We start from the raw sequence: 23,590 nt of genomic DNA, 5'->3' as shown, positions 1-23,590 counted from the left end.
TCCTCATTCGGTTGGATGTGCTGTGGTTGCCATGATTGGGTGAGGGCCCGGACAGGGCAAATCCGGAATGACACCCGCAGTCGATTAGTTGCCGGGAAAAACTGATTGCATACTCCTTGGGCAGTCCTGCACTATAAAGCCGCTTGCGTGTGCACCGGCTCTGGTCGCAAGCTCATTCAGTCGGACGCGTGTCCGCGCATTTCCTCCAACACGTCGGGCCGGCAGACCACGATCTGCGAGCGCTTGGTCAGCACGATTCCCTTTTCCTGCATCCGCTTCAGGCTGATCGTGACCCATTGCCTTGTGGCGCCGACCATGTGCGCGATGTCGGCATGAGTGAAGGCGGCCGCAATCACCCGGCCATCGGCATCCTCGACGCCATAGAGCTCGACGAGATGCAGCAGCAGGTGTGCGAGCCGCTGCGTGATCGAGCGCGTTCCCAGCATCTGGGCCAATGCCGAATAGCATTTGCCCTTGAAGGTCAGGCCCTCGATCAGGCCGATCGCGAGGTTGGGGATCTCCACGGCAAGCGACCGCAGCTCCTTTCCGGGCAGGTGCACCACGCTGCAATTGCTGGATGCGACCCCGGACCATTGGTGAACGGTGCCCTCGAACACTTCGGGGCCGCCGACGAAATTGCCGACATGCCAGTAGGCCAGCGTGATCTCGCGCCCGAGCGGGGAGGTGTAGAACACGCGAATGCGGCCGCTCTCGATCAGCCAGATGCCGTCATGCTTGCCGCCCTGGCTGAACAGCGTCTGGCCGCGGTTGAGCACTTTTCGGCGGCCTTGTTTCAAGACCAGCTCACGCTCGCGCGGCGACAGCTTGTCCATCAGCGGCGGCGGGCCGCCGATCCATTGCTGGTTCTCGGTGAGCAGCAGCGAGGAGCTGCCGGCAGGCCGGACTGCCGGGGGAACAGCCCCCCGAACCGCATTGGCCGCCTGCAACATCATCTGCCTCCGGAACGTTCAAATCGTTCTAAAGAGGAGCAATGTCCGTGCCAGATTTACTCGGCTGTCGTCGCCCGGCTTGACCGGGCGACCCAGTATTCCAGAGACAGCAATGAGTTACGGAGAGACCGCGGCGTACTGGATTCCCCGCCTTCGCGGGGAATGACAGCGGAGTTTGTGGCCGCTGTCCCGCCTATCTCCAGACTGCGTCGGCTTAACGCCCCGCCAAGCTCAGCAAATAAGGCTTCGGGTAGATCCCCCGGTTATGTCCATCCGAAAACGAGATATTCAGCCCGTAGCCGAGATCGCCGATCTCGGTGATCGCAATGCCCGGAAATGTTTTAGGGAAGCGGCCGTCGAACCGGGCGCGGGTGCAGTGGGCGCATTTGCAGGAGAGGCGGAGAGTTTCCGCGGGCAGGCTGATCGCCTCATCCTGCGTGGTGCGGACGAGGAGCGAGGCGAGATCGGCGCTTGCTTCATAGTCGGCCACGGTCGGTGCCACCAAGGTCATGGTCATGACGTATCTCCGACCTTGCTCTACGTTTCGCAGCGCCGCTGCGATAGCAACTAATTGCCGGCGCAGACGTGGGCCGCCGATCTTCGATGCCTGCATTCAAGCATCACCCGTGAAATGTGAAACTAATCGACCGGGAATTTCACTTCCGCGTTGCCGTATTCCCCTCTCTCTCGGAATCCTTGTGCGCAGTCGAGCCAAGGAGAGACGGCGGATGAGCGCATTTCAAAAGGAAACGGTTTTGTCAGTCAGGCACTGGACCGAGTCTCTGTTCAGCTTTACTGCGACGCGCGATCCAGGCTTCCGCTTTCAGAACGGCCAATTCGCGATGATCGGCCTCGAGGTCGAGGGCAAGCCGTTGATGCGGGCCTACAGCATGGCGAGCGCCAATCACGAGGAGGCGCTCGAATTCTTCTCGATCAAGGTGCACGACGGCCCGCTGACCTCGCGTCTCCAGAAGATCAGGGAAGGCGACATCATTCTGGTCGGTCGCAAGGCGACGGGCACGCTGATCACCGGCAACCTCATTCCGGGAAAACGCCTCTTGCTGCTCTCGACCGGCACGGGGCTCGCGCCGTTCGCAAGCCTTATCAAGGATCCCGACGTCTACGAGAACTACGAGACCATCGTGCTCGCCCATGGCTGCCGCCAGGTTTCGGAACTTGCCTATGGCGAGCACGTCGTCGAAGGCCTGCGCAATCACGAATTTTTCGGACCGCTGATCGGCGACAAGCTCGTCTATTACCCGACCGTGACCCGCGAGCCGTTCAGGAATCGCGGCCGCATCACCGACCTGATCGCATCGAACCAACTGTTCGACGACATCGGGCTACCAGGCCTCGATATCCAGACCGACCGCATCATGCTCTGCGGCAGCCCGGCGATGCTGGAGGAACTCCACGCGATGTTCTCGGCGCGCGGCTTCGTCGAGGGCAATCACAGCCAGCCCGGCCATTTCGTGATCGAAAAGGCCTTTGTCGAGCGCTGAAGCGCAAATCGCACCCCGTCGACAACTAATTGCTATCGCCGGGACGTCACCTGAACAAATCTGACGCAAAGGCGCCGACCATCGGCGAACCAGGAGCAAGCGATGGCACTAGATCAGATCGTCGACGGACTTTCGGAGGTTTCCTGCGATGTGCTGGTGATCGGCGGCGGCACGGCCGGCCCGATGGCGGCGCTGAAGGCGAAGCTGAAAAACCCGAAGGCCAACGTCGTCCTGCTCGAAAAGGCCAACGTCAAGCGCTCCGGCGCGATCTCGATGGGCATGGACGGCCTGAACAATGCCGTCATCCCCGGTTACGCGACGCCGGAGCAGTACACCAAGGAAATCACCATCGCCAATGACGGCATTGTCGACCAGAAGGCGGTCTATAAATACGCGCAGAGCTGCTACAAGATCATCGAAGAGCTCGACAGTTTCGGCATCCGCTTTCTGAAGAACGAGAACGGCGATTACGCCGTCAAGAAGGTGCACCACATCGGCACCTATGTGCTGCCGATGCCGAACGGCGAGACCGTGAAGAAGGCGCTGTACCGCCAGCTCCGCCGCGCCCGCATCCTGATCTCCAACCGCTACATGGCGACGCGGCTCTTGAAATCCGCCGACGGCCGCATCGCCGGTGCGGTCAGCGTCAATACCCGCACTGCCGAGATGCTGGTGATCAAGGCCAAGGCGGTGATCCTGTGCATGGGTGCTGCCGGTCGCCTTGGCCTGCCGACCTCCGGTTACATGTTTGGCACTTACGAGAACGCCGCCAATTCCGGCGACGGCTATGCCATGGCCTATCACGCCGGCGCCGCGCTCGCGAACCTCGAATGCTTCCAGATCAACCCGTTGATCAAGGACTACAACGGTCCGGCCTGTGCCTATGTCGCGGGCCCCTTCGGCGCTTACACCGCGAATAACGAAGGCGCGCGCTTCATCGAATGCGACTATTGGTCCGGCCAGATGATGCTGGAATTCTACAACGAACTCTTGTCCGGCAAGGGGCCGGTGTTCCTCCAGCTCAAGCACCTCCACCCCGATACCATTTCCGAGATCGAGTCGACGCTGCACAAGGTCGAGCGCCCGACGCGCGGCCTGTTCCAGCAGGGGCGCGGGGTCGACTATCGCAGCGAGTCGATCGAGATGCACATTTCCGAGATCGGCTTCTGCTCCGGTCACAGCGCTTCAGGCGTGTTCGTAGACGACAATGCCCGTACCACCGTGCCTGGCCTCTACGCCGCCGGCGACATGGCGAGCGTTCCGCACAACTACATGCTGGGCGCCTTCACCAACGGCTCGGTCGCCGGCATCGATGCCATGGAATTCGCCGACAGCCACGACTTTGCGGAGTTCGATGCTGCGGATGTCGCCAGGGAACGCGACCGTGTGATGGCGCCGACGAAGCGCGAGGACGGGATTCCGCCGAACCAGATCGAGTACAAGACGCGCCGCCTGGTCAACGATTATCTCCAGCCGCCAAAGGTCAGCCGCAAATACGAGCTCGGCATGCGCCGCCTGGCCGAGGCACGCGAGGATATGCAGCAACGCATGATCGCGCGCAACGCGCACGAGCTGCTCCGCGCGCTCGAGGTGCAATCGATCATGGACTGCGCCGACATGGCCGCGCACGCCTCGCTCTACCGCGAGGAGAGCCGCTGGGGCCTCTATCACTGGCGCACCGATTTCCCGGAGAAGGACAACGAGAACTGGTTCTGCCATACGCTGCTGTCCAAGCGGGACGGCAGGATGACCAGCGAGAAGCGGGCGGTGGAACCCTATGTCGTGCCGATCGCGGACGACGAGAAGGACCTTTACGACAAGCAGCGCATCCGGGCCACAGCCTGAGCTCTCATCACAGCAAGCAACAGGAGATAACGATGCCTCTCGCTTCCTATCAGACATCGGTTCCGGTGGTCGTCGACGACGCCAAATGCATCGCCGACAAGGGCTGCACCGTGTGCGTCGACGTCTGCCCACTCGACGTGCTGCGCATCAGCGACATGACCAACAAAGCCTACATGGCCTATGACGAGTGTTGGTACTGCATGCCCTGCGAGGCGGATTGCCCGACCGGCGCCGTTACCGTCAACATTCCATATTTGTTGAGGTGACCATGTCGAGCCCGTTCGAGTCCTACGACGATCTCGACGACGCTGATGAGCGGCTCCAGGCGGCCGATCCCGCCGAGCGCCGCGTCGCCATCATCGCACTCGGCCATTCCGGCGATCCCGCCGCGGTCGCTCATCTCGCCAACATGGTGGCCGATCCCGACGCAGGCGTGCGCCAGCAGGTCGCGATGGCGCTCGGCGAGTTCGACGGGCCGGAAGCCGCGAGCGCGCTGGTGAACCTGCTGGTCGACCCCGAGAGAATCGTCGCGGCCGCCGCGGCCGACAGCATGGCCGAATTCAAGGATCCCGCTTGCGCCGATGTCATCCTGCCGCTAGTGAGGCATCCCCACGCCTTCGTCCGCATGGGCGCACTGCGCGCGCTCAAGGAGCTGCGTCGCAAGGACACACTGAAGCCGGCGCTGGAAGCACTCCAGGATTCCGATGCCGCCGTGCGCGTGCAGGCGATCGGCGTGATCGGCTTCCTGAAGCTGGAAGAATCCATCCCCGCGCTGACGGCGCTGATCAACGATCCCGACGCCCATGTGCGCCGCGCCGCCGTGAGCGCGCTTGCATTCTCGCAGATGAAGCCTGCAGCGGAGACGATCACGCGTGCGTTGAAGGACTCGGACTGGATGGTGCGGGAGATGGCTGCGGAAACGCTGGGCCTCAACGTCAACGGTTCGCTCGCGGCCGATCAGCTCGTCGCCTGCCTTGCCGACGAGTTCTGGCAGGTGCGGCTGAAGGCGATCCGCAGCCTCGGCAAGATGAAGATCGAACGCGCGGTGCGCCCGATCGGCAATTGCGTCAATCACGACCAGGCCAATTTGCGCAAGGAGGCCGCCGCGGCGCTCGGCGAGATCGCCCATCCCGACGGCGAAGCCTTCTTGGCCGTGATCGCCGATGATCCCGATCCCGATGTTCGCAAGAACGCACGCTGGGCGCTTCAGCAGATTGCGGTGGGAAAGGCGCGGGCGGGGGCATAGCCACCGCTCTGGACTTCCCTCGCCAGACGTTTATTGGTCTTCGCCAAGGGGACCGGCCGCCGAATGACGCGACCGATCCGAAAAACAGCGAGGACGCGGCCATGACGACATTGACGGTTAAAGACCTTCTCCCCGAGGACGGCACGCGGGGAACGCTAGCCGGCCGCGTCTGGCTGCCGCAGGTGAATGGGCCCGCCGTCGTCGCCGTGCGGGGTGACGGCGTCTTCGACGTCACGGCGAAATTCCCCACCATCAGCGCGCTCTGCGAAGAGGACGATCCAGCCAAGGCGCTTAGCTCGACCAAGGGCGAGCGCATCGGCGATCTCGAGGCCATCGTCGCCAACACGGCACCCGATGGGCGCGATCGTCAGAAGCCGTGGCTGCTTGCACCCGTCGATCTCCAGACGCTGAAGGCCGCCGGCGTCACCTTCGCGATCTCGATGCTGGAGCGCGTGATCGAGGAGCGCGCCAAGGGCAACCCTGCCTCGGCTGAAGCGATCCGCAAAGAAGTGACGCGGCTGATCGGCGACGATCTGTCGAAGCTCAAGCCCGGTTCGGACCAGGCGATGCATCTAAAGCAGGTGCTGATCGACCAGAACGCCTGGAGCCAATATCTCGAGGTCGGCATCGGTCCCGATGCCGAGGTCTTCACCAAGGCGCCGACATTGTCGTCGGTCGGCACGGGCATGGATGCCGGCCTGCATCCGAAATCGACCTGGAACAATCCCGAGCCAGAACTCGTGCTGTTCGTCTCGAGCCGCGGCAAGATCGTCGGCGGCGCGCTCGGCAACGACGTGAATCTGCGCGACTTCGAGGGCCGCTCGGCGCTGCTGCTGTCGAAGGCCAAGGACAACAACGCGTCGTCCTCCATCGGGCCGCTGCTGCGCCTGTTCGACGATACGTTCTCGCTGGATGATGCGCGCAGGCTCGACATCAGCCTCAACGTGAAGGGCGCAGACGGTTTCGTTCTCAACGGCCATTCCTCGATCAGCAAGATCAGCCGCGACCCGACCGACCTCGTTGCGCAGACCATCGGCAAGGTGCATCAATATCCCGATGGTTTCGTGCTGTTCCTCGGCACGATGTTCGCGCCCGTCGAGGACCGCGATGCGCCGGGGCAGGGGTTCACCCACAAGCGCGACGACATCGTCACGATCGCCGCGCCCCAGCTCGGCAAGCTCGTCAACCGCATGCGCACCAGCGACGAGTGCGAGCCGTGGACCTTCGGCATCGGCGCACTGATGAAGAATCTCGCGCAGCGGAAGCTGACCTAGCTCTTCGCCTCTCCCCGCTTGCGGGGAGAGGCCGGAATTTGCGAAAGCAAATTCCGGGTGAGGGGGACTCTCCACGAGTCGATTAGGTCGACATACGCAGAGCTCTATCCACGTCATTGCGAGCGCAGCGAAGCAATCCAGAGTCCTTGCACGGATAGATTCTGGATTGCTTCGCTGCGCTCGCAATGACGGGGGGAGAGGTTGTGAGTCCGTCTCTCATTAGTTTTCGCAGAGACACCCCTCACCCCAACCCTCTCAGCGCGAGCGAAGCTCATCGCGGCCCCGCAAGCGGGGCAAGGGAGCGCACTGCCGCTGCCCACAATTTCTCCTTCATCTCCGCGTTGTATCCCCGGAACAAAATCGCGCTGTGCGTGTCATCTATGCGGCCAGCCGGTTCCGCCGCGCTTTCCACCAAATAGTCAAATAATATGACTATACGGAACCATTCTTCCGTGAAATAGTGCCTTCCGCCGCCTCGAAGGCCGGCCTGCGGGTGCCATGCTACCATCGGCGCCCCGGATAAACATCTTGGGAGACACGCCTGATGACCTTCAAAGCCCTCTTTGCGGCCAGCGCCACGGCCGCGTTGCTGCTCGCCCTGCCGGCGAATGCCGCCGAGCTCACCATCGGCTTCTCGCAGATCGGATCGGAATCCGGCTGGCGCGCGGCCGAGACCTCGGTCTCCAAGCAGGAAGCCACCAAGCGAAAGGTCAATCTCAAGATCGCCGACGCGCAGCAGAAGCAGGAGAACCAGATCAAGGCGATCCGCTCCTTCATCGCGCAGAATGTCGATGCGATCTTCCTTGCGCCAGTCGTCTCGACCGGCTGGGATTCGGTGCTGAAGGAAGCCAAGGAGGCCAAGATCCCGGTCGTACTGCTCGACCGCGACATCGATCCCTCCGGCAAGGAGCTCTATCTCACCGCTGTCACCTCCGACAGCGTGCACGAAGGCGAGGTCGCCGGCGACTGGCTGGCCAAGACCGTCGGGGCTAAGGCCTGCAACATCGTCGAATTGCAGGGCACGGTCGGCGCCAGCGTGGCGGCCAACCGCAAGAAGGGTTTCGACACCGCCATCGCCAAGCATGCGAACCTGAAGGTGGTGCGCAGCCAGACCGGCGACTTCACCCGCGCCAAGGGCAAGGAGGTGATGGAGAGCTTCATCAAGGCCGAAGGCGGCGGCAAGTCGATCTGCGCGGTCTACGCCCACAACGACGACATGATGGTCGGCGCGATCCAGGCGATGAAGGAAGCCGGCCTCAAGCCAGGCAAGGAGATCCTCACCGTCTCCATCGATGCAGTCCCCGATATCTTCAAGGCGATGGCCGCCGGCGAAGCCAATGCGACCGTCGAGCTGACGCCGAACATGGCCGGTCCGGCGCTCGATGCGATTGCGGCATTCAAGGGCAAGGGTACGGTTCCGCCGAAGTGGATCCAGACCGAGTCCAAGCTCTATACCGCTGCCGACGATCCGCAGAAGATCTACGACAGCAAGAAGGGCCTCGGTTACTGAGGCGGGCGCTGCGCCGGACCGCCATGTTTCGGTGGTCCGGTGATACCCCCTTCGAAATCGCTGTGCGAACGAATAGGCTGGGTGACCGCATCATCAGCGGGCACTGGCGGGAGTGACGTTGTCATGGAGAACAGCCCCGATCCTGCTCCGGCCCTTCTGGAGGTGCGCGGGATCAGCAAAAGCTTCGGTGCTGTGCGTGCGTTGCAGGAGGTCGACTTCACGCTTCGCGCCGGCGAGATCCATGCGCTGCTCGGCGAGAACGGCGCCGGCAAGTCCACGCTGATCAAGGCGGTCACCGGCGTGTTCCCGCGCGATGCCGGAATCGTCAGGATCAGTGGCGAGGCAATCGCGCCGCGCTCGGCCAAGGCCGCGCTTCAGACCGGCATTGCCACCGTCTACCAGGAAGTCAATCTGCTGCCGAACCTCTCGGTGGCACAGAACCTGTTTCTCGACCGCCAGCCGATGCGTTTCGGCATCGTCCGCGAAGGCGAGATGCGTTGCCGCGCCAAGGCCTTGCTCGCGGACTTCGGCCTCGACATCGATGTCGCCGCGCCGCTCGGCAGCTATTCTGTCGCCGTGCAGCACGTCACCGCGATCGCGCGGGCCGTCGATCTCTCCGCACGGGTGCTGATCCTGGACGAGCCGACCGCGAGCCTAGACCGTCACGAAGTCGAGATCCTCTTCGGCATCATGCGCCAGCTCGCAAAGCGTGGCATCGGCATCGTCTTCGTCAGTCACTTCCTGGACCAGGTCTACGAGATCTCCGACCGCATCACGGTCTTGCGCAACGGCCGCCTGGTCGGGGAGCGCGAGACGGCTTCGCTGCCGCGGCTGGAATTGATCCGGATGATGCTTGGCCGCGAGCTGGCCGAGACCACCAGCGCGCGGGCTTCTGCCACCGAACACAAGGCGCGCGAGATCTGCGCGAGCTTCGAGGGTTACGGCAAGGCCGGCTATGTCGCGCCGTTCAATCTCGAGCTGCGCCATGGCGAGGTCGTCGGTCTGGCCGGCCTGCTCGGCTCGGGCCGGACCGAGACGGCGCGGCTGGTGTTCGGCGCCGAACGCGCCGATCGCGGGCAGGCGAGGGTGGAAGGCGCCCCCGTGCGGCTCCAATCGCCGCGCGACGGCGTCCGCCACGGCTTTGGCTATTGTCCCGAGGAGCGCAAGACCGACGGCATCGTCGCCGAGCTCAGCGTGCGTGAGAACATCGTGCTCGCGCTCCAGGCCAAGCGCGGGCTGCATCGGCCGCTGTCGCGCCGCGAGCAGGACGAGATCGCGCGCCGCTACGTCAAGATGCTCGACATCCGGCCGGCAGATCCCGAACGTCCGGTCGGCCTGTTGTCCGGCGGCAACCAGCAGAAAGTGCTGCTGGCGCGCTGGCTCGCGACATCGCCGCGCCTGCTGGTGTTGGACGAGCCGACCCGCGGCATCGATGTCGGCGCGCATGCCGAGATCATCCGTCTGATCCGCGAGCTCTGCGACGACGGCCTCGCACTGCTCGTGATCTCCTCCGAGCTGGATGAGATCGTGACCTATTCCGATCGCGTCGTCGTGTTGCGCGACCGCGCCCATGTCGAGGAACTCGCGGGCGAGGCGATCGATGTCGGCAACATCCTCGCGGCCATCGCCGCCGACGGCGCCAGCGTTGCGCATGAGGGCCGGGCATGACAGCGCTGTTGCCGCGCCGCGGCCTTGCCCAGATCCTTGCGCTGGTCGTCATCCTGGCGGTCGATCGCGTGGTGTCGCCGCAATTCTTCGACCTGCGTCTCCAGGACGGCCGGCTGTTTGGCAGCCTGATCGACGTGCTCAACCGTGGCACGCCGGTGGCGCTGCTCTCGCTCGGCATGGTGCTGGTAATCGCGACGCGCGGCATCGACCTGTCGGTCGGCGCCGTCATGGCGATCTCGGGCGCGATCGCGGCGAGCCTCGCCGACAGCCACGGTCTGCCGATCGTGCTGGGGGCTGCGCTCGGTGCCGGGCTCGTCTGTGGGCTCTGGAACGGCTTCCTCGTCGCCGTGCTCGGCATGCAGCCGATCGTGGCGACGCTGATCCTGATGGTGGCGGGACGCGGCATTGCCCAGCTGATCACCGAGGGGCGCATCGTGACCTTCTCTTCGCCGGATCTGGTCTGGCTCGGCAATGGCGCTGTGCTCGGCCTGCCGGTGCCGGTCGCGATCGCCTTGGGCATGCTGATCCTCACCGGCGCGGTGGTGCGCGGCTCGGCGCTGGGGCTGCTCATCGAGGCGACCGGCGGCAATGCGCGGGCAAGCGAGCTCGCCGGCGTCAGCACGCGCGCCATGATCCTGTCGGTCTATGTCTGGTGCGGCGTCTGCGCCGCGCTCGCCGGTGTGATCGCAGCCGCCGACATCATGGGCGCGGATGCCAACAATGCCGGCCTCTGGCTCGAGCTCGACGCCATCCTTGCGGTGGTGATCGGCGGCACCTCGCTGTTCGGCGGCCGCTTCAGCCTGTTACTCGCCGTGCTCGGCGCGCTGATCATCCAGACCATGAACACCGGGATCCTCTTGTCCGGCTATCCGCCGGAGTTCAATTTGCTGGTCAAGGCGGTGGTGGTGCTCGCGGTGCTGTTGCTGCAATCGCCGAAATTCGCCGGCATTGCCGGAATCGCCGCGCGGCTGCGGAGGTCCAAAGCATGAAAGGCCTGCCGCCCGTCCTCATCACGGCCATCGTGCTGGTCGCCGGCTTTGCGCTCTGCGCGATGCAATTCCCCAACATTGCCTCGACCCGCGTGGTCGGCAATCTCCTCACCGACAACGCTTTCCTCGGCATCGTCGCGATCGGCATGACCTTCGTCATCATCTCCGGCGGCATCGATCTCTCGGTCGGCTCGGTGATCGGTTTCACCACTGTGTTCGTGGCGCTGGCCATCGAGCGCTGGGGCGTGCCGCCGCTGGTCGCTTTCGCCGCCATCCTGGTGCTCTCGGCTGGGTTCGGGGCTACAATGGGCGCCGTGATCCATGTCTTCGACCTGCCGCCCTTCATCGTCACGCTGGCCGGCATGTTCTTGGCACGCGGTGCGAGCTTCCTGCTCTCGACGGAATCGGTGCCGATCACCGCGCCGGTCTACTCCACCGTGTCGGACTTCGCGCTGCGGATGCCCGGCGGCGGACGGCTGACGGCGATCGCGATCATCATGCTGGTGATCGTGATCGGCGGCGCCCTGCTGCTGCATATCACCCGGTTCGGCGCCAATGTCTATGCGCTCGGCGGCAGCCGGGCGACCGCGAGCCTGATGGGCGTTGCAGTCGGCAAGATGACGGTGAAGATCTACATGCTGTCGAGCCTGCTGGCGGGCACCGCCGGCATTGTCTTCTCCTTCTACACCAGCGCGGGCTATTCGCTCTCCGCGGTCGGCGTCGAGCTCGACACCATCGCGGCCGTCGTGATCGGCGGCACGCTGCTCACCGGCGGACAGGGATCGGTGATCGGCACCTTCCTCGGCGTGCTGATCCAGGGCTTGATCCAGACCTACATCAATTTCGATGGCACGCTGTCGAGCTGGTGGACTAAGATCGCGACCGGCGTGCTGCTGTTCGCCTTCATCGCCTTGCAGCAGGGACTGGTCGCGCTTGCACGACGACCGGTGAGGAAGAGTGCAGGAGCAATCTCATGACCTCGCGCATCGTCGTCATCCCGACGCGGCGGGCCCACTCCAACCATGCGGAGGTGGCCCGCTCGATCGGCGTCGACATCATCGCCGGCCGCTATGCGGAGGGGACGCGGCTGCCCGGTGATGCCGAGATGATCGCGATGTTCGGCGTATCGCGGCCGGTGCTGCGCGAAAGCGTCAAGACCCTGGTCGCCAAGGGCCTGCTCACCACCAAGGCGCGGGTCGGTACCGTCGTACGCGAGCGCGGCGCCTGGAACATGTTCGACGCCGACGTGCTGGCCTGGCATCTGGACGCCGGCATCGACAAGCGTTTCCTCAACGACCTCGCTGAGATCCGTCTGGCCGTCGAGCCGCGCGCCGCCGCTCTCGCAGCTATGCACCGGTCCGACGAGGACGTCGCTGAGCTCCGTCGCTGCATGGATCGCATGCGGCTTGAAGCGTCCGACTCCGTCGGCTTTGCCGATGCCGACCTCGCGCTCCATGTTGGGGTGGCGCGTGCCTCCGGCAATCTGTTCATGCGCTCGATTGGGCATGTCATCGAGGCTGCGCTCCGCGCCTCGTTCCTGCTGAGCGCTCCGGTCGAGTCGGAGGACCGCGACACCGTGCTGCTCTGGCATCAGAAGATCGTCGATGCCATTGCGGCGGGCGATGTCGACGCCGCGTCGGAGGCGATGGTCTACGTCATTCACAACGGCATGCGCCGCCACGAGGATGCGGTGATCGAAACCGCGCCGGCCGAGCCGTTGTCATCTGCGAAATCCGGAGAGAGATCGTGACTGAACTTCGCATCGCCATCGTCGGCTTCGGCAAGATCGCGCGCGACCAGCACCTTAGTGCGATCGCGGCGACACCGGGTGCGACGCTCGCGGCTGTCGCCAGTCGCAACGCTTCGCTGCCGGGGCTGCCGCATTTCGCCACTATCGAGGAGTTGCTTGAGAAGGGGCCGCCGATCGACGCGGTGTCGCTCTGCACGCCGCCGCAGGTGCGCCGTGCCCAGGCGGCCGCGGCGCTCGCCGCCGGCAAGCATGTCATGCTGGAGAAGCCGCCCGGCACCGGCGTTGCCGAGCTCGATCCGCTGATCGCGATGGCGGCGGATGCGAAGCGGACGCTGTTTGCGACCTGGCATTCGCGCTACGCACCGGCGGTCGAGCCGGCGCGGCAATGGCTCGCCGAACGCCGCATCACCTCCGTGCACATCAGCTGGAAGGAAGACGTCCGCGTCTGGCATCCCGGGCAAGGCTGGATCTGGGAACCGGGCGGGCTTGGCGTATTCGATCCCGGCATCAACGCGCTGTCGATCCTGACCAAAGTCCTGCCGCAGTCGGTGTTCGTCACGGCGGCCGAGCTGGCCTTTCCCGCCAACTGCCAGGCGCCGATCGCCGCGAAGCTGACGCTGACGGACATCGGCGGCCTGCCTGTCACCGCCGAGTTCGATTTCCGCCAGACCGGACCGCAGAGCTGGGATATCCTCGTGGAAACCGATCAGGGCCAGCTGACTCTGTCCGGTGGCGGCAGGCGCATGGCGATCGACGGCAAGACCGTTGCCGAGGCGCCCGATGAGGAATATCGGGAGCTCTACCGGCGCTTCGTCGATCTCGCTGCGACCTGCGCGAGCGACGTCGATCTGGCGCCATTGCGTCTCGTCGCCGATGCTTTCCTGCTCGGCAAGCGGACGATCGTCGAAGCATTTGTGGACTGACAATGGCTGGCTCGAAAATAATAAGAGACGTTTTCGGAACGCTGCCGGACGGCCGCGCGGTCGAACGCATCGTACTGCGCGGAGCGGGCGGCTTCGAAGCGCGGATCATCACCCATGGTGCGGTGATCCAGGCGCTGATCGCGCCGGACGCGAAGGGCGGCTACGACGATGTCGCGCTCGGCCACGATGCGTTCGCGGGCTATCTCGCCGAGCGAAAGTTCTTCGGCGCCACCGTCGGCCGTTATGCCAACCGCATCGCCAAGGGACAGTTTTCGCTCGACGGCGAGACGGTGCAGCTTCCCGTCAACAACGGTCCGAATGCGCTGCACGGCGGCCTCGATGGCTTCGATCGCAAACTCTGGGACATTGCGGAGATCGACGAGGGCGCCGAGCCCGCCGTGATGCTCACCTATGTCAGCCCGCATGGCGAAGAAAACTATCCCGGCCGGCTCGATGTGCGTCTGACCTATCGCATCACGGGACCGACTGAGCTGTCGCTCACCATGGAAGCCCGCACGGACCGGCCGACGATCGTCAACCTCACCAACCATAGCTTCTTCAATCTGGAAGGTGCGACGTCGGGTACCACCATCCTTGATCATAGACTGACGGTCGCCGCCGAGCATTTTCTCGCGATCGATCCCACCGCCATTCCGCTGCCGGAGCCGCCGCGCAGCGTTTCCGGTACGCCGTTCGACTTCCGCGAAGCATGGGCGGTCGGTGCGCGCATCCGCGAGAGCGATCAGCAATTGCAGAGCGGCAGGGGCTACGATCACACCTACTGCCTCGCGCGTGATGGCAAGCTTGCTTTCGCGGCCCGGCTGGAGGCGCCGCGCTCGGGGCGCATCATGGAGCTGTTCACCGATCAACCCGGACTTCAGGTCTATTCCGGCAATTATCTCGATGGCACGATCTCCGGGAAGGGCGGCAAGCTCATCCGGCAGTCGGATGCGATGTGCCTGGAACCCCACATCTGGCCCGACGCGCCGAACCGGCCGGATTTCCCGAGCCCGCGGCTTTCACCCGGCGAGGTCTATCGCCATCACACGGTCTATCGCTTTTCGGTGAGGACGCCATGATGGAAGAAGTACCGACGTCTGTGCTCTCGGACCACCCTTGCCATCTCGGCGAGGGACCGACCTATGACGCGACCACCGACACCGCCTGGTGGTTCGACATCCGCGAAGGGCTGCTGTTCGAGGCGCAGCTCGGCGGCGGTGAGGTGCGCATCCACGCGCTCGGCCGGATGGCGAGCGCGCTCGGACGCATCGATGCCGAGCGTCAGTTGATCGTCGCGGAAGATGGCCTTTACATCCGCAAGCTTGCCGACGGCGCGATGACGCTGCTCTGCCCGCTCGAAGCCGACAATCCCGCCACGCGTTCCAACGACGCGCGCGTGCATCAGTCCGGCACGTTCTGGATCGGCACCATGGGACGCAACGCGGAAACAGGGGCGGGCGCCATCTACGCGTTTCATCGCGGCAAGATCTCGCTGCTGTTCCCCCGCATCAGTATTCCCAACTCGATCTGCTTCTCGCCGGACGGCGCGATCGGCTATTTCGCCGATAGTGTGCGCGCCGTGCTCTACACGGTGCTGCTCAATCCGGCGACTGGCCTGCCGCGCGGCGAGCCGGAGGTGCTGCTTCGCCACACCGGCATCGGCGGTTTCGACGGCTCGGTGTGCGACGCCGACGGGCAGATCTGGAACGCCTGCTGGGGCACGGGCCGCATCGATGTCTACTCCCCGCAGGGCGAGCGCCTGCGCTCATTGAGCGTTCCTGCGAAGCAGGCGAGCTGCCCGGCTTTCGTTGGCCCCGATCTGTCGCGTCTCCTCGTCACCTCCGCCTGGCAGGACATGGACGCGGCTGCGCGCGCCGCCGATCCGCAAGCAGGCCAGACCTTTCTGTTGGATGCATCCGCGCGCGGTCGTGCGGAGCCCGATGTCAAGCTCGCATAGGAGATCCGAAGCAGCCCACCCACGTTCTCGACGACACGAAGAAACAGTCTGACACCCAAAGGGAGTGAAATATGCTGAAATTGAAGACGACGTTCCTCGCACTGGCGCTGGCCGGCGCTGCCACGATGGCCACAGGCGTCACCGCCTCCGCGCAGAAGGCGACAGTCGGCATCGCCATGCCGACCAAATCCTCGGCGCGCTGGATCGACGACGGCAACAACATGGTCAAGGTGCTGAAGGAGCGCGGCTACAACACCGATCTGCAATATGCCGAGGACGACATTCCGAACCAGCTCTCGCAGGTCGAGAACATGGTGACCAAGGGCGCGAAGGCGCTGGTGATCGCCGCGATCGACGGCACCACGCTGTCCGACGTACTCAAGCAGGCCAAGGCCAAGGGCATCACCGTGATCGCCTATGACCGCCTGATCCGCGGCACGCCGAACGTCGACTACTACGCGACGTTCGACAATTTCCAGGTCGGCGTGCTCCAGGCGCAGTCGATCGAGCAGGGGCTCGGCCTCAAGGAAGGCAAGGGACCCTTCAACATCGAGCTGTTCGGCGGCTCGCCCGACGACAACAACGCCTACTTCTTCTACAACGGCGCGATGAGCGTGCTGAAGCCGTACATCGACAGCGGCAAGCTCGTCGTCGTCTCCGGCCAGATGGGCATGGACAAGGTGGCAACGCTGCGCTGGGATGGCGCCACCGCGCAGGCCCGCATGGACAACCTGCTCAGCGCCTATTACGGCAACAAGAAGATCAATGCCGTGCTGTCGCCCTATGACGGCATCTCGATCGGCATCATCTCCTCGCTGAAGGGTGTCGGCTACGGCAGCGCCGATCAGCCGATGCCGATCATCTCCGGCCAGGACGCCGAGGTGCCCTCGATCAAGGCGATGCTGCGCGGCGACCAGTACTCGACCATCTTCAAGGACACCCGCGACCTCGCCAAGGTCACGGCCGACATGGTCGACGCGGCGCTCGCCGGCAAGCAGGTCACCGTCAACGACACCAAGACCTACGAGAACGGCGTCAAGACCGTGCCGTCCTATCTGCTCAAGCCGGTGGTGGTCTACAAGGACAATTGGGAGAAGGTGCTGGTCGACAGCGGCTACTACAAGAAGTCGCAGTTCCAGTAAGGACTCTCTCTTTCCCCTCTCCCCGCGTGCGGGGAGAGGGTTAGGGGGGCTCTCCACGGGGGCGGTGAGAGTTGCCCTCGCGGAGACTCCCCCTCACCCGGAATTCAAGCTGCACTCGAATTCCGGCCTCTCCCCGCACGCGGGGAGAGGCGAAGTAACGCAAGGGACACCAAAGCCATGACCGCCATGCTGGAGATGCGCAACGTCAGCAAGAGCTTTGCCGGTGTGCAGGCGCTGCGCGATGTCAATTTCTCGGTTCACGCCGGGCAGATCCACGCGCTCGTCGGCGAGAACGGCGCCGGCAAGTCGACGCTGATGAAAGTGCTGAGCGGGGTCTATCCGCACGGCAGCTACGAGGGCACCATCGTCTTCGAAGGCGAGGAGCGGCGCTTCCGCGACATCAACGATTCCGAGGCACTCGGCATCATCATCATCCATCAGGAGCTGGCGCTGATCCCGCTGATGTCGATCGCCGAGAACATCTTCCTGTCGCATCCGCCGTCGAAGTTGGGGGTGATCGATCGCGACGAGGTCTACCGGCGCACGCGGGACCTGCTCGCGCAGGTCGGCTTGAGAGAATCGCCGGATACGCTGATCACCGATCTCGGCGTCGGCAAGCAGCAGCTGGTCGAGATCGCGAAGGCGCTCTCCAAGCGGGTGCGGATGCTGATCCTGGACGAGCCGACCGCGAGCCTCAATGAGGCCGACAGCGCCGCGCTGCTCGAACGCCTCATGGCGTTCCGCGAGCAGGGCATCGGCTCGATCCTGATCTCGCACAAGCTGAACGAGGTCGCAAAGGTCGCCGACCACATCACCGTGCTGCGCGACGGCCGCACGGTCGACAGCATCGATTGCCATGCCGAGCCGATCCAGGAGGACCGCATCATCCGCAGCATGGTCAACCGCGATCTTGCTCACCGCTTCCCGGAGCGCAGCGCGAAGATCGGCGAACCCGTGCTCACCGTCGAGAACTGGTCGGTCTATCACCCCATTCATCCCGAACGGCAGGTGATCAAGAACGTCAATTTCAGTGTCAAGCGCGGCGAGGTCGTGGGCATCGCCGGCCTGATGGGGGCCGGCCGCACTGAATTCGCCATGAGTCTGTTCGGCCGCTCCTGGGGCACCACGATCAGCGGCAGCCTCCGGCTCGAGGGCAGGGAGATGATGCTGCCGAGCGTCGCGGCCGCGATCGACGCCGGCCTTGCCTATGTCACCGAGGATCGCAAGCAGCTCGGCCTCATTCTCGCCGACGACGTCCGCAAGAACATCACGCTGGCGAGCCTCGACCAGGTCGCGCCCGGCCGTGTGATCGACGACATTGCCGAGCTGAAGGTCGCCAGCGACTACCGCAATCGGATGCGGATCCGCTGCTCCGACGTCTACCAGGAGACCGGCCAGCTCTCCGGCGGCAACCAGCAGAAAGTGGTGCTGTCGAAATGGCTGATGACAGATCCGAAGGTGCTGATCCTGGACGAGCCGACGCGGGGCATCGACGTCGGTGCCAAGTACGAGATTTACTGTATCATCAACGAGCTGGCGGAAGCCGGCCGTGGCGTCGTGGTGATCTCCTCGGAAATGCCCGAACTGCTCGGCATCTGCGACCGCATCTGTGTGATGAATGACGGCGCCTTTGTCGGGGAGTTCAGGGGATCCGAGGCGACGCAGGAAAAGATCATGCGCGCCATCATGCGCAACGAAAGAAAAATTGGGAACGCCGCGCCCGCGGCCGTCGAGATGGGAGGAACGCAGCCATGACCGACAAGACGGTGTCGCTGCCCGAGGAGCGCCGGCACGGCAGCTTCATCAAGAACAATTTGCGCAATTACGGCATGTTGATGTCGTTGGTCGCGATCATGCTGTTCTTCCAGGTCGTCACTGGCGGCACGCTGCTGCAGCCGCTCAACCTGACCAATCTGGTGCTGCAGAACAGCTACATCGTCGTCATGGCGCTGGGCATGCTGCTGGTGATCGTCACCGGTCATATCGATCTTTCGGTCGGTTCGGTCGCGGGCTTCATCGGCGCGGTGGCCGCCGTGCTCATGGTGACCTACAAGATCGACTTCACACTCGCGTTCATCGCCTGCCTCTTGGTCGGCGCCGCCATCGGCGCCGCGCAAGGCTATTGGGTGGCCTATTTCAAGATCCCGTCCTTCATCGTGACGCTGGCCGGCATGCTGGTGTTCAAGGGCCTCGCACTCGCGGTGTTGCAGGGCCAGTCGCTCGGGCCGTTCCCGGCGACCTTCCAGAAATTGTCGTCCGGGTTCATTCCTGAACTGCTGCCCGAGGCCGGCACGCTGCATCCGACCTCCATGCTGATCGGTGCCGTGCTCGCGCTCGGCCTGGTCTATGCCAGCGCCAAGGGCCGCTCGCGCGAGCAATTGCACGGCATCGAGGTCGAGCCTTATGCGTTCTTCCTGGGCAAGAGCGTTCTCTTGGCCTGCGCCGTGCTCTATTTCACCTATCTGATCGCCTCGCATCGCGGCCTGCCGAACGTGCTGGTCATCATGACGGCGCTGATCGCGCTCTACGGCTTCGTCACCCGGCGCACCGTGATCGGCCGGCAGATCTATGCCGTCGGCGGCAACGCCAAGGCGGCAAGCCTATCGGGCATCAAGACCGAGCGGCTGACCTTCCTTACCTTCGTCAACATGGGCGTGCTCGCCGCGCTCGCCGGCCTCGTCTTCGCCGCGCGCCTCAACACCGCGACCCCGAAGGCCGGTCTCGGCTTCGAGCTCGACGTCATCGCCGCCTGCTTCATCGGCGGCGCTTCGGCCTATGGCGGGGTGGGGCGCGTCGGCGGTGCCGTGGTCGGCGCCATGATCATGGGCGTGATGAACAACGGCATGTCGATCCTCGGCATCGGTATCGACTACCAGCAGGTCATCAAGGGCCTGGTGCTGCTCGGTGCGGTCTGCATCGACGTGTATAATCAGCGGCGATAGTTTCGCTGATTTTCGTAAGGTGGGCAGAAGCGCTCTTGCGAGGTGCCCACCCTTTTCAACGACTACGACGAAGGCGCTGAGCGCGCCTTCGCCATCGCCCTTTGAGCTATAGCGAACGCTTTGGCCACCTGACTCGACCGCTCGCGCTGCACTCATCCTCAGGATTGCATCACCGGAACCAGCCCGTAGCGCAGCATCGTTTCCTTCATTTTGGCCGGATCAGGCTTGCCGGCCAATAGCAGGGCCGCCATCTCCTTGAAGTATTGTGGGCCGAGTACACCGGGGCTGAGGATGCACAGGCAGGTCGCCGGTCGGGGCGAACGGTTGATGAAACCGTGCACCACGCCGCGCTTAATGAAGAGGCTTTCGCCCGGCGCCACGTCGATGTCCTTTGCGTCGATCCGCCAGGTCGAGATGCCGCTTAGTCCGTAGATCGTTTCGTCCCAGCCATCGTGATAATGGGGAATCGGCATGCGCGCGTTCGGCTGTAGCGTCATCTCGAACAGATCGAGGCCGCCGGCGGTGTCATCCTTGCTCTGTAGGAACGTCAGCTGCAGCGCGCCAAGGTTGATGATCTCAGGCATGGCGAACTCATCCAGTCGTGTGGAGCGCAATATTAGCGCACGACGCAAGGAAGCCAAGACGGAGGAATCGAAACTGCCCGGGACCCACCTGCAGCAGGCGCCCTTGCTGTGCAGTGCCGCAACGGCGCGCTGAGGCGCCTGCCACTACTGCGTCGTGAACAGCACCGCCGCGATCGCGACGGAGAGGCTTACCGCTGACACGGTCGCCACGGTCGACAGCACGCCCATTCGCCGGAGCGCGATGGCAAACGCGATGATAATGGGGGTCGCGGTCATCAGGCCGATTTGTGCATCGCTCATCTGGTCGTTTGCCGTCTTGTGGAACCGCCGGGTTGATCCACCCTATGGCGGAAGGGCCGCCAGGATGTTGCGGTAGCGCAAACACCCTATGGCCTGCCGCTTCTTTGTCCGGCGTCAAAGTCGGAACAGCGCCGTCGAGGTAGTGGCTGGACGTTTTGGTTTGGAAATCAGATGTCGGCGACGGACTGCGAGCAACAAGAAACTGGCTGGGGAATCCTCGAAGATCTCCCCGGCGATCCCATGATCTGGGTGCTGATCTTCAGCGAGCTTGCCGCCTTCGGCCTGTTCCTCGGCGCCTTCATCGTCGCCCGTGCGATTCATCCCGCGATCTTCGCGGCCGGTCAGGCCACCCTCGATGCGCATCTCGCCGGGATCAACACCGTCGTTCTGGTGACCAGCGGATGGGCCGCAGCGCGCGGGACGGCTGCCGCCCGTGCGGGCCGCAGGCCGGCCGCGCGCGGCTGGCTCTTCGGCGCCATGGCGCTTGGCGCTCTCTTCATCGCGATCAAGCTGTTCGAATATGCCGGCGAGATCGGTCAGGGCAACGGTCTGGAGACCAGCCCGTTCTTCACCCTCTACTTTCTCCTCACCGGCTTTCATCTCCTGCATGTCGGCCTTGGCATCGTGATCCTGGCCGTAGTTTCCCGGAGTGCCGAAGCCTCGGGGGTCGAGACGGGAACCGCCTTCTGGCACATGGTCGATCTGCTGTGGATCGTCATGTTCCCGATCATCTATCTGGTGCAGCAGTGATTCCGGATCGTCTCGACATCACCTGGATCGCGCTGATCGGTCTCGCGCTCGCGACCATTCTGGTCCCATCATTTGTGGCGCATCCGCTGCTCGGAAATGCCCTGCTGCTGGCGTTCGCGGCCGTCAAGGGCCGCCGTATCGTGCTCGATTTCCTCGATCTTCGGGCCGCGCCGGCGCTCTGGCGCGGCCTCGTGAGCGCCTGGGTCCTCGTCGTGGTGCTGTTCGCCTGGCTCGCATCCGCTGTCGTCACCCTGATCTGACGCGGCGCCTCGCGGATCGTCGCGCTCCTTGCGCTTCGTCAAAGAGTGATCCGTGCCGTTCGGCAATAAATCACCGCATCGCTTCTTCGCAGGAATCAAACGGAAAGGATTGGCAATGGCTGAACGCCTGACCAAGTCGGCCGCTCGAAACGTCTTCTACGGCGGCTCGGCCTTTTTCTTCGCCATCTTCATAGGGCTGACGGCGCACAGCCATTACTACATGGCCACGACCTCGACCGATGCGACGACACTGACGTCGTCGGTCGCCCGCGGCAAGCATGTCTGGGAGAAGAACTCCTGCATCAACTGCCACACCCTGCTCGGCGAGGGCGCCTATTTCGCTCCCGAAGTCGGCAACGTCTGGGATCGCTGGGGCGGCAACGAGGACCCGGCGGGTGCGCGCGAGACGCTGAAGGCCTGGATGCAGGCGCAGCCTTCGGGCGCGCCGGGCCGGCGCCAGATGCCGCAGTTCAACCTCACGGACCAGGAGCTCAACGATCTCGCCGACTTCCTGCAATGGACCTCTACGATCAAGCGCCAGGAATGGCCGCCGAACAAGGCCGGCTGAGCGTATCGCCTCGTGAATCCCTAAAACACAGAGAGCCTGAGATGAAATATCAGACCCAGAAAGTCGCGATGCTGTATTTCTACGGCGCGCTGACTCTGTTCCTCGCGCAGGTCCTGTTCGGCCTCCTCGCGGGGACGATCTACGTCCTGCCCAACACGCTGTCGACCCTCCTGCCGTTCAACATCGTCAGGATGATCCACACCAACGCGCTGATCGTGTGGTCGTTGATCGGCTTCATGGGCGCGACCTACTTCCTGCTTCCGGAAGAGACCGAGACCGAGCTCTACAGCCCGCTGCTGGCAAAAATCCAGTTCTGGATGTTTTTTGGCGCGGCAGGTGTGGCCGTGGTCGGCTATCTCTTCCACTACCACGAGGGCCGCGAGTTCCTCGAGCAGCCCTTCATCATCAAGGTCGGCATCGTCGTCGTCTGTCTGATGTTCCTGTTCAACGTGACGATGACGGCGCTCAAGGGCCGCAAGACCACGGTCACGAACATCCTCTTGTTCGGCCTGTGGGGCGTTGCGATCTTCTTCCTGTTCGCCTTCTACAATCCAATCAATCTGGCGGTCGACAAGATGTACTGGTGGTACGTCGTGCATCTCTGGGTCGAAGGCGTCTGGGAGCTCATCATGGCCTCCGTGCTGGCCTATCTGATGATCAAGCTCAACGGCATCGACCGCGAGGTGGTCGAGAAGTGGCTCTACGTCATCATTGGGCTGGCGCTGTTCTCCGGCATCCTCGGCACCGGCCACCACTTCTACTGGATCGGCGCGCCCGGCTATTGGCAGTGGATTGGCTCGCTGTTCTCCACGCTGGAGGTCGCCCCCTTCTTCACCATGGTGATCTTCACGGTGCAGATGACCTGGAAGGCCGGTCGCAAGCATCCGAACCGCGCAGCTCTGCTGTGGTCGGTCGGCTGCTCGGTGATGGCGTTCCTCGGAGCCGGCGTCTGGGGCTTCCTGCACACGCTGTCCTCGGTGAACTACTACACCCACGGCACCCAGGTCACCGCCGCACACGGCCATCTCGCCTTCTTCGGCGCCTATGTGATGCTGAACCTTTCGGTGATGGCCTACGCCATCCCGCAGATCAGGGGACGTGCGCCCTACAACCAGTGGCTCTCCATGGCGAGCTTCTGGATCATGTGCACCGCTATGATGGTGATGACCTTCGCGCTGACTTTTGCCGGCGTGGTCCAGGTCCATCTCCAGCGCGTGCTCGGCCAGGGCTACATGGACGTGCAGGACCAGCTCGCGATGTTCTACTGGGTCCGGCTCGGCTCCGGCGTATTCGTGGCGATCTCCGCGCTGATGTTCGTGTGGGCCGTGCTGGTGCCGGGCCGCGCCAGGCAACCGGTCATCCCCGGCGCGCTGCAGCCTGCCGAGTAAATGCAAATGGCGGCCGCGGTTCGCCGCGGCCGCCTGCTTCCT

General features: G+C 64.0%; 24 protein-coding genes. 20 read left to right on the top strand and 4 right to left on the bottom strand.

Annotation, left to right across the window (positions count from 1 at the left end; genetic code table 11):
* Positions 1 to 176 precede the first annotated feature (176 nt).
* The gene (locus ACR9YP_RS31770; RefSeq protein WP_438109640.1) at positions 177 to 953 is read right to left on the bottom strand and encodes a Crp/Fnr family transcriptional regulator; all 777 of its coding nucleotides are present in this window, start codon (positions 951 to 953) and stop codon (positions 177 to 179) included.
* A gap of 211 nt (positions 954 to 1,164) precedes the next feature.
* Complete coding sequence (locus tag ACR9YP_RS31765; RefSeq protein WP_176945803.1) at positions 1,165 to 1,461, bottom strand: gamma-butyrobetaine hydroxylase-like domain-containing protein; 297 nt, start codon at positions 1,459 to 1,461, stop codon at positions 1,165 to 1,167.
* A gap of 217 nt (positions 1,462 to 1,678) precedes the next feature.
* Between ACR9YP_RS31765 and ACR9YP_RS31760 the strand changes: the two genes are divergently transcribed.
* The 16 genes from ACR9YP_RS31760 to mmsB all read left to right on the top strand — a co-directional run bounded on the left by ACR9YP_RS31760 (position 1,679) and on the right by mmsB (position 19,698).
* Positions 1,679 to 2,452 (top strand): ferredoxin--NADP reductase, encoded by a 774-nt coding sequence (locus tag ACR9YP_RS31760; protein ID WP_438109638.1) that lies wholly within the window; start codon positions 1,679 to 1,681, stop codon positions 2,450 to 2,452.
* Positions 2,453 to 2,554: 102 nt separating this feature from the next.
* Complete coding sequence (locus tag ACR9YP_RS31755) at positions 2,555 to 4,297, top strand: fumarate reductase/succinate dehydrogenase flavoprotein subunit (protein WP_438109637.1); 1,743 nt, start codon at positions 2,555 to 2,557, stop codon at positions 4,295 to 4,297.
* 32 nt (positions 4,298 to 4,329) lie between these two features.
* A complete protein-coding gene (locus ACR9YP_RS31750) occupies positions 4,330 to 4,563 on the top strand; it encodes a 4Fe-4S dicluster domain-containing protein (RefSeq protein WP_007593252.1) in 234 nt (77 codons plus the stop codon).
* Between the two features lie 2 nt (positions 4,564 to 4,565).
* Entirely contained in the window at positions 4,566 to 5,543 is a 978-nt protein-coding gene (locus tag ACR9YP_RS31745) for a HEAT repeat domain-containing protein (protein ID WP_474217829.1), read from the top strand.
* A gap of 101 nt (positions 5,544 to 5,644) precedes the next feature.
* Positions 5,645 to 6,817, top strand: a complete 1,173-nt coding sequence (locus tag ACR9YP_RS31740) for a fumarylacetoacetate hydrolase family protein (RefSeq protein ID WP_438109636.1) — start codon at positions 5,645 to 5,647, stop codon at positions 6,815 to 6,817.
* Between the two features lie 544 nt (positions 6,818 to 7,361).
* Positions 7,362 to 8,327: a galactofuranose ABC transporter, galactofuranose-binding protein YtfQ gene (gene ytfQ / locus ACR9YP_RS31735; RefSeq protein ID WP_091892341.1), complete on the top strand. Its 966-nt coding sequence runs from the start codon at positions 7,362 to 7,364 to the stop codon at positions 8,325 to 8,327.
* A 123-nt stretch (positions 8,328 to 8,450) separates the two neighbouring features.
* The gene (locus tag ACR9YP_RS31730) at positions 8,451 to 9,995 is read left to right on the top strand and encodes a sugar ABC transporter ATP-binding protein (RefSeq protein ID WP_438109635.1); all 1,545 of its coding nucleotides are present in this window, start codon (positions 8,451 to 8,453) and stop codon (positions 9,993 to 9,995) included.
* Positions 9,992 to 10,984, top strand: a complete 993-nt coding sequence (locus tag ACR9YP_RS31725; RefSeq protein WP_438109634.1) for an ABC transporter permease — start codon at positions 9,992 to 9,994, stop codon at positions 10,982 to 10,984. The genes ACR9YP_RS31730 and ACR9YP_RS31725 overlap by 4 nt, the downstream gene beginning before the upstream one ends.
* Complete coding sequence (gene yjfF / locus ACR9YP_RS31720; protein WP_438109633.1) at positions 10,981 to 11,961, top strand: galactofuranose ABC transporter, permease protein YjfF; 981 nt, start codon at positions 10,981 to 10,983, stop codon at positions 11,959 to 11,961. The genes ACR9YP_RS31725 and yjfF overlap by 4 nt, the downstream gene beginning before the upstream one ends.
* A complete protein-coding gene (locus ACR9YP_RS31715; RefSeq protein ID WP_091892349.1) occupies positions 11,958 to 12,734 on the top strand; it encodes a FadR/GntR family transcriptional regulator in 777 nt (258 codons plus the stop codon). The genes yjfF and ACR9YP_RS31715 overlap by 4 nt, the downstream gene beginning before the upstream one ends.
* The gene (locus tag ACR9YP_RS31710; protein ID WP_438109631.1) at positions 12,731 to 13,657 is read left to right on the top strand and encodes a Gfo/Idh/MocA family protein; all 927 of its coding nucleotides are present in this window, start codon (positions 12,731 to 12,733) and stop codon (positions 13,655 to 13,657) included. Before ACR9YP_RS31715 ends, ACR9YP_RS31710 begins: the two co-directional genes overlap by 4 nt.
* Positions 13,658 to 13,659: 2 nt before the next feature.
* On the top strand, positions 13,660 to 14,736 hold the full coding sequence (locus tag ACR9YP_RS31705) for an aldose epimerase family protein (RefSeq protein WP_474217828.1): 1,077 nt from the start codon (positions 13,660 to 13,662) through the stop codon (positions 14,734 to 14,736).
* Positions 14,736 to 15,614, top strand: coding sequence for an SMP-30/gluconolactonase/LRE family protein (locus tag ACR9YP_RS31700; RefSeq protein ID WP_438110841.1), 879 nt, complete (start codon positions 14,736 to 14,738; stop codon positions 15,612 to 15,614). Before ACR9YP_RS31705 ends, ACR9YP_RS31700 begins: the two co-directional genes overlap by 1 nt.
* Before the next feature lie 71 nt (positions 15,615 to 15,685).
* Positions 15,686 to 16,756: a multiple monosaccharide ABC transporter substrate-binding protein gene (gene chvE / locus ACR9YP_RS31695; RefSeq protein WP_091892357.1), complete on the top strand. Its 1,071-nt coding sequence runs from the start codon at positions 15,686 to 15,688 to the stop codon at positions 16,754 to 16,756.
* 177 nt (positions 16,757 to 16,933) lie between these two features.
* A complete protein-coding gene (gene mmsA / locus ACR9YP_RS31690; RefSeq protein ID WP_438109629.1) occupies positions 16,934 to 18,511 on the top strand; it encodes a multiple monosaccharide ABC transporter ATP-binding protein in 1,578 nt (525 codons plus the stop codon).
* A complete protein-coding gene (gene mmsB, locus ACR9YP_RS31685; protein WP_091892361.1) occupies positions 18,508 to 19,698 on the top strand; it encodes a multiple monosaccharide ABC transporter permease in 1,191 nt (396 codons plus the stop codon). Before mmsA ends, mmsB begins: the two co-directional genes overlap by 4 nt.
* 158 nt (positions 19,699 to 19,856) lie before the next feature.
* Here mmsB and ACR9YP_RS31680 read toward each other — a convergent pair whose 3' ends face one another.
* Both ACR9YP_RS31680 and ACR9YP_RS31675 read right to left on the bottom strand, forming a co-directional pair.
* Positions 19,857 to 20,282: a cupin domain-containing protein gene (locus ACR9YP_RS31680; protein WP_091892363.1), complete on the bottom strand. Its 426-nt coding sequence runs from the start codon at positions 20,280 to 20,282 to the stop codon at positions 19,857 to 19,859.
* Between the two features lie 144 nt (positions 20,283 to 20,426).
* Complete coding sequence (locus ACR9YP_RS31675) at positions 20,427 to 20,582, bottom strand: hypothetical protein (protein ID WP_091892367.1); 156 nt, start codon at positions 20,580 to 20,582, stop codon at positions 20,427 to 20,429.
* A 171-nt stretch (positions 20,583 to 20,753) separates the two neighbouring features.
* Between ACR9YP_RS31675 and ACR9YP_RS31670 the strand changes: the two genes are divergently transcribed.
* The 4 genes from ACR9YP_RS31670 (at position 20,754) to ACR9YP_RS31655 (ending at position 23,548) form a co-directional block, all read left to right on the top strand.
* Entirely contained in the window at positions 20,754 to 21,332 is a 579-nt protein-coding gene (locus ACR9YP_RS31670) for a cytochrome c oxidase subunit 3 family protein (protein WP_474217827.1), read from the top strand.
* Positions 21,332 to 21,592 carry a cytochrome C oxidase subunit IV family protein gene (locus ACR9YP_RS31665; RefSeq protein WP_438110839.1) on the top strand — a complete coding sequence of 87 codons (261 nt, stop codon included), beginning with the start codon at positions 21,332 to 21,334 and terminating at the stop codon, positions 21,590 to 21,592. Before ACR9YP_RS31670 ends, ACR9YP_RS31665 begins: the two co-directional genes overlap by 1 nt.
* 115 nt (positions 21,593 to 21,707) lie before the next feature.
* A complete protein-coding gene (locus ACR9YP_RS31660; protein WP_091892374.1) occupies positions 21,708 to 22,160 on the top strand; it encodes a c-type cytochrome in 453 nt (150 codons plus the stop codon).
* A gap of 41 nt (positions 22,161 to 22,201) precedes the next feature.
* The gene (locus ACR9YP_RS31655; RefSeq protein WP_128947426.1) at positions 22,202 to 23,548 is read left to right on the top strand and encodes a cbb3-type cytochrome c oxidase subunit I; all 1,347 of its coding nucleotides are present in this window, start codon (positions 22,202 to 22,204) and stop codon (positions 23,546 to 23,548) included.
* The last annotated feature ends 42 nt before the right edge of the window (positions 23,549 to 23,590 follow it).

The sequence above is a fragment of the Bradyrhizobium sp. BR14999 genome, from assembly GCF_056106085.1.
This window is presented reverse-complemented; position numbering and strand designations above follow the sequence as displayed.